This window comes from Aquimarina sp. I32.4 (assembly GCF_002924285.1).
In the GTDB taxonomy this organism is placed as follows: domain Bacteria; phylum Bacteroidota; class Bacteroidia; order Flavobacteriales; family Flavobacteriaceae; genus Aquimarina.
In genome coordinates, this window is the sequence record NZ_PGUB01000137.1 from 1 (window position 1) to 9,586 (window position 9,586).

The window sequence follows — 9,586 nt, forward strand, 5'->3', positions numbered from 1 at the left end:
AACATATCTTTTTAAGACCAAAAGCTACAGAGGGGTCAATATGACCAGAATGGGGGTCAGTATCCATAGAATATCCATTGTATGCACTCTTCTATTGGTAAAGGAAGAGTTTTTATAATATCATAGAATAGATAAGATACTAGATGAATAGATTATTCGTATTCGATATTGATGGAGTACTAGTAGATAATGTTTTTACTGGTCTTTCATTTTTTTTCGTTTAAAAATAACATATATGCTTAATATAAGACTAAATAAGGCAGCTCCATATAAAAAATACATTGCTCCTTGTCCTCCTAAGGCTTCATATAATAGATATAGGTAATTATTCATCATCACTTGTTCTCCATTTTCCATTTTAATAATATCTAGATGTAAAAAATAAGCACAAGCTAATAATGATATTGATGTAATAACTCCTCCAATTAGGGGCGAATATATACTCTTAGAGCTTTTTCCATGATACATGTTTTGCGAAATAAATTGTTGTTCTTTTCTTGTTTTTTTTGACATGATTATTCTTTATATTTATATATAGTTGATTGAAAGCCTAGGTAATCATTGCCATTTCTAGGAAATTCATCTATTTTTTCTTCAGTTTGTAAACTATTTTTTTTTGCATTGAAAATACTACCATTAAAATTGTGTTCAGAAAGGTCTACTGATGCTTTACTAGTTATATTTAGGTCTTTATAAAACTGCATAATTAAAGTGTCTTTTTTGATTTCCTTAATTCGAACCCATGTAAAACCCTGAGTGTTATATTTTTGTAATGAAGTTCTTTCCATGTAATGAATATTGAACATATTACCAACCTTTGGATTTTTTAAAATATTTTTTTTATTAGAATTTGATAAATAAGAGTCTACACTAAAATATAGTATAGAAATGGCTATAATTCCAATAACAATCATTAAGAATTTAAAAGGCCATTTATAGATTTTAGTTGGTTTTTCTATTGGTGCTTGTTTTTTTGCAGCGGTAAAAATAGCTTCAATATCATTTGTCCATTTGATTGCAGGGATATCAGTACTACAGCTTTCGCAATGTATCGCACCAGTTACTTTTTTTGAAACTTTATAAATGAATCCATTATTGGTGTGTAGTTGATATAGAATCATTATTAGATTACCACTTTTCTTACAATTGAGGCACTGTTGATTTTTAAGTGGTATTTCTTGAATTGGTTGATATGTATTAATAATTGTAATAAACATATTTTTTTGTTAAATAGATATTGATAAGATTAATTAAACGTAAAATTATTATAAATATGGTAATTGTAACCCCCTGTTATCCGTGAAATTTCAGTTTTGTAATAGTAACGTTAAAAGGGTTATAGAAGTGAGAATTCTTTTTTAGGATATAAGTTGCTATGTAAAAATTTAAGTCAGAAAAAGGGTTGTTTTAGTCAATTAGAATTCTGATATACTAGCGTTTATGGTTGAGAGAAGAATTTTGTAGACTAGAAATATTTTTCCCCCAGTTGAATGTCTTATAGGTTGTTTAATTTTTATCAGCTCTTAACTCATTCATCAAATCAGTATCGAATTTCTTTTTAAGTGCTGTGACTTCTTTTACATTATCGTTGGGAATGGTTATAGATAACACATAGTGTTTTATTTTCCACCCACTAACCGTTTTTTCTACAATACCACTTCCTCTGCATATACCCATTTGTGTATCTAGTAGTTCATCAAACCATGCAATGTTGTTATTGTCTTTTAAAAAAATATTTCTGTCAAGAGTAGAGAAGCTCCAAGCTTTTCCTTTGTCAAAATAGGGTTTTGAAAAAGCTTTAAATGCTGTAATATTCCAGTTTTCTGTAGGGTCTGTACCAATAAAGATTGCATCAGAAGTCATAAGCCCAAAATAAGTGTCAAAATCTGCATCTGCAGCAGCTTTGTGCCACTGTTCAAGCGTTGTTTTGATTTCAGTGTTTTGCTGTGCAAAACAAAAACTACAAGTAAATAGTAATATGATGAGTTTTTGCATGTGATTTATTTTTATTAATTGTCTTGAATATCGATTTCTCTCAATAATTCCTTTTCTATATTTTCGGGTATAGCAAGCGATAACTCATTCAATTGAATAATCAAACTATTGTATGCTTTGATTAATCTAGTGTTGGCTTCCATTACTTTTTTTGGATCTTGTTTTTTCTTTTCAGCAATTAATTTTAACAAGCCTGTTTCTGTAGATAATACACGTATACGAGAATTTATAGTGTTTGTATTTAAATCTTCAGAAAGATTTTCTTTGAAGGTGCTTACAAGTAAATCAATACTGTCAACATGTTTATTTACAAAAAAAGGATTAGCGTTACGTAATGTGGTTACAAAACTCCGTAGGTTTTGGAAATCATCAAAACTTTCCAAGCTTTTTTCTGCTTCTATAGAGAGTTTTAAAAGATCTAAATTAGCCTTTTCCTTAGAAAGACTATCTAGTTGAATAATGGGAGTTGTTTCTTGTGTTTTAACTTTTTTCTCGTCCTGACAACCAGAGAAAATTAATAGTATTCCTAAAAAAAGAAATATGCGCATCCTGTGTTTTATTAGTAAGAATTCAAAAATAAGGTATTTATGTCAAACCAATTTATAAAATTGTTGAGTATTGCTTATAGAGGATTTGTAAAATGTATTAAAGAGTTGTTATTTTATTTTTTGTAGTAGAGGGTTGAATGCTTTTGATGCTACAATAACTTTGTCTCCAATTTTCATTGTTTGTACCTCTGTTTCTTCTGCAACTACTTTTACAAAATTAGAGCCTATTAAGACGGTTACTATATAGATGATATCTTCTTTTTTGATTTCAACGATTTCTCCCGAGAACTGAAATTTACCACTTACCTGTTTGGTAGTGAATACATCAATTGGTTTACCTTGTTGGATTATTTTCCCATGTTTAATGTTTAATACAGTATCAGACATTTTTATAACCTCTGCAATATCATGACTTATGAGTAGTGTTGTTAGGTTAAACTGTTGGTGTACTTTGAGGATGTAATCTTGTAATTTTGCTCGCATTTTTATGTCTAATGCAGAAAGAGGTTCATCCAGCATAAGTATTTCAGGCTTTCTGACCAATGCTCTTGCCAATGCAATTCTTTGTTTTTGTCCACCTGAAAGTTTATTGGGTTTTTGATGTTGCAGGTCTTTGAGTTCGATAATCTGCATTAATTGAGATATGATTTCTCTATCTTGCCCTTTCTCTAGTGCATATAAGAGGTTTTCTTTTACAGTCATGTTAGGAAACAATGCGTAGTCCTGAAATACAAGCCCTATTTTTCTTTGTTGAGGAGTTAAGCAAATTCCTTTTTTTGTGTCAAACCAAGTTTTTTTGTTAATGATAATTTGTCCCTCATCTGGTTGAAGTAATCCAGCAATCATTCTAAGGATAGATGTCTTTCCTGCGCCAGAATTACCATATAATGTTGTCAAGGTACCTTGTTGTATATGGATATCAATATCAAGATGCATGACTCCGTTTGCAGCAGTTAGTTCTTTTTGTAAAGCAATTTGTATCATTTCCAGAATTTTTTCAAATATCCCCCGTTGATCAAATAGACTAATAATAGGATACTGAATGTGATTATAAATAGAATGAGAGAATACCAATTAGCAGCTACATAATTTAGAGCCTCTACCTCATCATAAATCGCGATAGATGCTACTTTTGTTTTTCCTGGGATATTTCCACCTATCATTAATACAACGCCAAATTCCCCTATAGTGTGGGCAAAAGCTAATACGATACCTGTGAGAATAGATGGTTTTATATTGGGTAGTAGTACGTTGAAAATGGTTGTTATTTTTGATTTTCCTAATACATAAGATGCCTCAGTAAGTGTAGTGGGTAAATTTGCAAAACCAGCTTGTATAGGATGTACCATAAACGGAAGACTGTATATAATTGATGCAATGACGAGTCCTTTGAATGAGAAAATAAGACGTAATCCCAGATAATCATTTAACCATGCTCCAAGGGTAGTGCTTGGTCCAAAAACGACTAGCATATAAAACCCTAAAACCGTTGGCGGTAAGACAAGAGGCATACTTATTAAGGTTTCTAGTAGTGGTTTTATTCTTGATTTTGTGTGAGCTAGCCAATAAGATAATGGAATCGAAATAAGGATTAACAAAAATGTTGTTGTTAATGCTAGCTTGAATGTGAGTAATAAAGGTTGCCAATCAATCATTGTGATAACATTATTTCGGTGGTTTTAATCATCGAGGTAACTTTTTCTCCAGTCTTTAATTGTAATTGATCAGTAGCGTCAGAAGTTATAATTGCTGTTATTTTTCCTACAGCAGTGTCAATGATCAGTTTACTCAATAGTACTCCTTTTTCTATACTAATAATTTTTCCTGGAATTTTGTTTTGTATGCTTGTAAGGTGCGTGGTTCCTTTGCCAATAATAACTTCGGTTTCTTTAAATATTATTTTAATAGAGTTTCCTTTTTGTAGATAAGGTGCAGTATCTGGGGTTTCGATTAGTATTGTGCTAAAAAATACCGATGCTACTTGTATGGTAACTATTGATATACTATCAGTGGTTTTTATAGCTGTTATTTTTCCTTTGAGAACATTCATAAATTAATTGTCTTGTATTGAATATCCAGAATCTATTAGAATTTTCTGTGCATCAGGTGAAGATAAAAAATTATAAAACCTTTCAGCTTCTCGTTGTTTAGAATTAGCATGTTTTAGGATTACGACTCCTTGTGCAATAGAAGTATAATGAGTCTCATCTATTGGTGCCCATTTGCCTTTGTTATTCAATTCTTGAGATAAAACTACGGATTTTGAAGTAAAACCAACTTCTGCAGCTTTTGAAATGATGAATTGATTGGTTTGTGAAATGTTTTCGCCGTAGACCAATTTGTTTTTGATCTTATCATAAACTTTATAATGCTTTAAAGTCTCTATAGTTGCAATTCCATAAGGAGCGGTTTTCGGATTAGCTAGTGCAATATGATTTATTTTGGTGCTGGTAAGTATGTCTATAGAGGGAGGTATACTATCTATCATTGACCAGAGTACTAATTTTCCGTATCCGTATACTTTTGGTTTTTTGATTGTTTTACCTGACTTAAATAATTCTTTAGGATATTTCATGTCTGCAGAAAGAAATATGTCAAAAGGAGCTCCTTCTTTGATTTGTGCAGTTAATTTTCCAGAAGAGCTGATAATGAGATTGCATTCGATACCAGTTTGGTCTGTAAAAGTTTTAGATAGCTTTTTTATTACAAACTGCATATTTGCAGCTACAGCAATGTTTAGTTTTTGGTCATTTTTTTGTTGACATGAGGAGCTTATTATCAAAGATGCAAAAAAGAGGTATATAATTTTTTTCATTTTTGAAGAATTAATTTTTCAACTTTTAAAACACTAGTGGTATTTGCTAATTTATCAGAAATTAGGATTAATCAATACTTTCAAGAGAGTTAGTCTTTGTAAAGGGCTAAAATAACTTTGATTATTTATAATTCTTTCTTTTTAGGATGTTTTTTGCCCTTTAATTCCCGTTGCACAACCATAAAAATATTCTGTATATTCAATATTAAATTCTTTGGTTTTAAAAATTTGATAAATGTTTCGTGCATTAGTGAAATCTTGTGTGTAGACACCTAATATTTTATAGGTGTCAGGGCTCCTTAGAAACATTTTTCCTAAAATTTGGATGATATTTTTTAAGTAAAACATAAAAAATAATTTTAGAAGCCTGTTTTTTTGGAACAGAAATTTTTATTAACGAGACTTACCGCCTGGTTTTAGAATTCGATCGATTTCATTTGCCAATTTTTGAAGTTGATTATCGTTAAATGCCTTTAGGCCAAACCCAGAAACAATATAATCAGCAGTCTGACTTTTTATTGAATTATTAAAGACATCTTCTTCCAGTATTGTAATATTAAAAGAGGTGAATTTTTGTTTGTTTTTTCTTGCTCGTTTTGTCATTTTAAACGAAAAATCAAGGCTAATTAAGGATGATTTTTGATTGCTTTTTCTCAGAATGTGCTTCCAGCATTCTCCCATCCCTGTCATTAAATCAACAACAACTTTTCCTTTTTTCAATGTCAATCTCATCAACACATTGTTTTCTCCATCTTTCGCTAAAGCCAAATGACGTGATGTAGTTTACTTTTGAATATGAACTACTCATTTTATCGAATAGTTTTTTAACAAATTTAGACTCGTAAATCTCGTTCATTGATTGTTATAAATTAAATGGGTTCATGTCTTTTAAAATCGATCTTTTAACAGTTTCTGGATATCCATTCTGTAAAGTCAATATATCCTAAGGTGTTTTCGGGTATAGGGTGTTCTTCTAGTTGTTTTTTGAGGTTGGCAAATGCTTTTCTTTTTTCTGTTGACTCAGACTTTACTGTTTTAGATAAAAATGTCAATATAATTTTTTCGTAGGAATCTATGTTTTTTTGTTTTTTTAAGTGTTTTTTTATGGCGTCTATCAAGTATCTTAATGTGAAGCCATTGTTTGATTCATGATGAATTAATAGATTGAGCCAATATGTATAAGTTATTAAATCTTTTCGGTCTGCTTTTGTTTGATTGTTAAGAATGTCATTGATCCATTGTAGTCCTGTTGTGTAGTCTTTCTTTAAGAAGTAAATGTTTGCAAACTGAAATCGAAAAGAGAGCCAATAATTGTTAGGAATCAAGGATTTGTGTTGTTTGATAAAATCTTGAATTTCGGTAATGATTTCATGGGTAGTGTGCAATCCTTTTAGGTTTCTGTGGATTTCAAGTTCTATGTTGTAAAGCCTGAGTTTTTCTTTGATCAAAGCTGCAGAAACATTTTGTATATCAAATGCTTTTTGTTTTAGAAGTAGGATTCTTACGAAAGCTTCTTTGTACTGCTTTTTATAGGCTAAAAAAGCAAGTAAGTTATTGTTTACAGAAAAATACATTGCAAAATATTCTTTGAGTAACTCTGGGTTTTGCTCCCATTCTTTGATTAAGTTTTCTAGGGTTTGTTTTGCTTTGTCTGAGTGTTTAGAGAGTAATTGTTTTCTGTATTTATGTAGAGTTTTGAGGGTTTTGTTTTGTAGTGAAACGCTTTTTTTGTGAGATAAAGAGAATTGTGCGGGGTTGGTGTTTGCTAAAAGAAGATTTATGTATTCATTGGTAGCATCAAGAGTGTTTTTTTGTTTTAGGATAATGGTTTTTAATGACTCAAAATCCTGCGGATATTTTGCTTGGTGTATTTTTCTTTTCCAATCTTGAATATGAAATAATAATACGTTTTTCTGAAAATGTTTTGCCTTTTTTTCTGCTCTGTTTAATTCGCTTTGACAGATAGTGTACTGTCCTTTGTGAAACAAAATTTCTACATTACGAATGATATCCATAAGTTCTGCATTTTTGGATATTTTTGCATGGTAATTCCGTAAAGATTGTAGGATACGTTGTTTTAGGTAGTTTTTGATTGTGGTAAGTTGTGTGACAAATGCTTTGTCTTTGAAAAGGGCTTTTATTTCGGCTTCGTTATATGTTTTTTGGGCTTCTATGGCGTCAAAAAGAAGTAAATATTCTGCAGAATCATTTGTTTGCGAGTTTAGTTTAAAATATCTTTTTTCGCTTTTAGATAATGATTTTATGAGGTAAAATAATTCTTCATTTTTCTTCATGTTAGAAGCCTATGTTTTTTCAAAAATAGCTTTTTTTTGTTATATAGTATAATTTATATTTGAAGTATTAGAAATCAATAAATTATATTATTATGTCAAATGCAATTAGCTGGTTTGAGATACCCAGTACCAATTTTGAAAGAGCAATACAGTTTTACAGCGAGCTTTTGAATGTGAAATTACAACCAATGGAAATGGATTTTAAAATGGCATTTTTTCCTTATAAAGAAGGAGGGGTGGGAGGTTGTGTAACTCATGGAAATGGCAATAAACCATCTCAAGAGGGTACATTTGCATATCTTAATGGGGGTGATGATTTATCAGTACCTTTGGCACGTGTGGAAAAAGCAGGAGGTAAAGTGCTGATGCCTAAAACATCACTTGGAGAAAATGGGTATATGGCTATGTTTCTGGATACAGAGGGTAATAGAGTGGCTTTTCATTCTATGAAGTAGTTTTTATAAGAATAGTGGTTTAAACTTTTTTGATGATAGCAGAAATTGAGTAGAAAAAGTTTAAACCATTTAGATTATAGAATGTCAATTTTATAGGTGGTTGTATGCGGTGTTTTACAGAAGATTTTTTGAGTTTTTTAAGGATTTGAAGGCTAATAATAAGGATTGGTTTCATGAGAATAAAAAAAGATATGAGACCAGTGAATGAATATTTATTAAAAATAATTCAATAATTATGGCGTATAGTGAATTTATAGCAGATAGAATTCGAAGGATTTTGCAAGAGCAAAAAGTGCATTTTTATGAAAAAAAGATGATGGGAGGACTTTGTTTTATGGTAGATGATAAGATGTGTTGTGGAATTCATTATAGTAAGAAAAGAGGGATGGATTTGTTAATGGCTAGAATAGGAAAGGAAGCTGGTAAAGTTGCGATGACCAAAGAAGGCTGTGAGTCTATGGATTTTACGGGAAGACCTATGAAAAATTTTGTTTTTGTAACGCCTGAGGGATTTGATCTTGATGATGATCTTGAATATTGGATTCAATTATGTTTAAATTTTAACCCGATAGCAAAACGAAGTAAGTAAAGGTCTGATTTGTGATCTATATATGGGATTTTTGAAAATATTTTTTGAACCACTCAGTAGTTATTGTGACTTTTGTTTTTTTTGGTATAAAGCGTCAAAAAAATGATATCTTTTTCTGTGCTATTGTAGGAGGTGATGAGAGTAGTTTTTTAGAGATCTACCTTCATCCTTTATAGTAGGATGTTTTGTGCAACTAACCTTGTTTGTGTAGGTGAAGCTCTTGTCGAGCATAGTTTGAATGTTGTGTGGGGTGTTTTATTTGTCAAACCAGTTATGATCATTACATATATCTAAGGCCTTATTGATTATTTCTGCGTATTTTTTAAGAGGTTTGTTGAATAGCCCAACGAATAATACATCCTTGCTAGGAAAATAGAAATAGAACGAATGAAATCCGCCTACCTCGCCAGTGTGGTAAATCATGTTTAGTTTATATCTAGATTTTGTATTAGGTGTTATAAACCAGCTGTAGCCAATTTTGGGATCTATGGTGTCTTTCCAGTTTTTGGGTTTAAAAATACTTCTGGAGTCTTTCAGTGATTTTTTACTTAAGAATTTACCTTCTTTTATTGAGTGCTCATAATTTGCTAAATCCATTACAGAGCTCCATATTCCACTATTTCCAGAAGCGGCAAAGGTTGGGACTTCTCCATAATCATTTTCAATATAATGGCCATCTATGAGCTTGTACGCATGTGCAACGTTATTCTGTGGGTAGGTGCCATCTGTGATTTTGCTGTCGCTCATGTTAGAAGGGATTAAAATATTTTGAACAATAAATTTTTGCCATTTTTCTTTGGTTACCTGTTCGATTGGATATTCTATGGATACTGACCCCCATTCTGGTCATATTGACCCCTCTGTAGCTTTTGGTCTTAAAAAGATATGTT

The 9,586-nt window shown here is 31.0% G+C and carries 12 protein-coding genes and 1 pseudogene; 2 read left to right on the forward strand and 11 right to left on the reverse strand.

Features of this window, described 5'->3' with window-relative positions; translation table 11 throughout:
* Positions 1–195: 195 nt before the first annotated feature.
* From CVD18_RS19960 to CVD18_RS20010, 10 genes and pseudogenes are all read right to left on the reverse strand, one after another.
* Positions 196–513: a hypothetical protein gene (locus tag CVD18_RS19960; protein ID WP_103867264.1), complete on the reverse strand. Its 318-nt coding sequence runs from the start codon at positions 511–513 to the stop codon at positions 196–198.
* Between the two features lie 2 nt (positions 514–515).
* Positions 516–1,217: a hypothetical protein gene (locus CVD18_RS19965; RefSeq protein WP_103867265.1), complete on the reverse strand. Its 702-nt coding sequence runs from the start codon at positions 1,215–1,217 to the stop codon at positions 516–518.
* Positions 1,218–1,506: 289 nt separating this feature from the next.
* A complete protein-coding gene (locus CVD18_RS19970) occupies positions 1,507–1,995 on the reverse strand; it encodes a nuclear transport factor 2 family protein (RefSeq protein WP_103867266.1) in 489 nt (162 codons plus the stop codon).
* A 14-nt stretch (positions 1,996–2,009) separates the two neighbouring features.
* The gene (locus CVD18_RS19975) at positions 2,010–2,543 is read right to left on the reverse strand and encodes a hypothetical protein (protein ID WP_103867267.1); all 534 of its coding nucleotides are present in this window, start codon (positions 2,541–2,543) and stop codon (positions 2,010–2,012) included.
* A 108-nt stretch (positions 2,544–2,651) separates the two neighbouring features.
* Positions 2,652–3,527 (reverse strand): sulfate/molybdate ABC transporter ATP-binding protein, encoded by an 876-nt coding sequence (locus CVD18_RS19980; protein WP_103867268.1) that lies wholly within the window; start codon positions 3,525–3,527, stop codon positions 2,652–2,654.
* On the reverse strand, positions 3,524–4,198 hold the full coding sequence (gene modB / locus CVD18_RS19985) for a molybdate ABC transporter permease subunit (protein WP_103867269.1): 675 nt from the start codon (positions 4,196–4,198) through the stop codon (positions 3,524–3,526). Before modB ends, CVD18_RS19980 begins: the two co-directional genes overlap by 4 nt.
* Positions 4,195–4,593 carry a molybdopterin-binding protein gene (locus CVD18_RS19990; RefSeq protein WP_103867270.1) on the reverse strand — a complete coding sequence of 133 codons (399 nt, stop codon included), beginning with the start codon at positions 4,591–4,593 and terminating at the stop codon, positions 4,195–4,197. Before CVD18_RS19990 ends, modB begins: the two co-directional genes overlap by 4 nt.
* Positions 4,594–4,596: 3 nt before the next feature.
* Positions 4,597–5,358, reverse strand: coding sequence for a molybdate ABC transporter substrate-binding protein (modA, locus tag CVD18_RS19995; RefSeq protein WP_103867271.1), 762 nt, complete (start codon positions 5,356–5,358; stop codon positions 4,597–4,599).
* Between the two features lie 393 nt (positions 5,359–5,751).
* Positions 5,752–6,214: pseudogene (locus tag CVD18_RS20005) on the reverse strand (class I SAM-dependent methyltransferase).
* A 46-nt stretch (positions 6,215–6,260) separates the two neighbouring features.
* Positions 6,261–7,652 carry a hypothetical protein gene (locus CVD18_RS20010; RefSeq protein WP_103867274.1) on the reverse strand — a complete coding sequence of 464 codons (1,392 nt, stop codon included), beginning with the start codon at positions 7,650–7,652 and terminating at the stop codon, positions 6,261–6,263.
* Positions 7,653–7,744: 92 nt separating this feature from the next.
* Between CVD18_RS20010 and CVD18_RS20015 the strand changes: the two genes are divergently transcribed.
* Positions 7,745–8,107, forward strand: a complete 363-nt coding sequence (locus CVD18_RS20015; RefSeq protein ID WP_103867275.1) for a VOC family protein — start codon at positions 7,745–7,747, stop codon at positions 8,105–8,107.
* 235 nt (positions 8,108–8,342) lie between these two features.
* Positions 8,343–8,696 carry a TfoX/Sxy family protein gene (locus tag CVD18_RS20020; RefSeq protein WP_103867276.1) on the forward strand — a complete coding sequence of 118 codons (354 nt, stop codon included), beginning with the start codon at positions 8,343–8,345 and terminating at the stop codon, positions 8,694–8,696.
* A 255-nt stretch (positions 8,697–8,951) separates the two neighbouring features.
* Here CVD18_RS20020 and CVD18_RS20025 read toward each other — a convergent pair whose 3' ends face one another.
* Complete coding sequence (locus CVD18_RS20025; protein ID WP_103867277.1) at positions 8,952–9,521, reverse strand: serine hydrolase domain-containing protein; 570 nt, start codon at positions 9,519–9,521, stop codon at positions 8,952–8,954.
* Positions 9,522–9,586 lie beyond the last annotated feature (65 nt).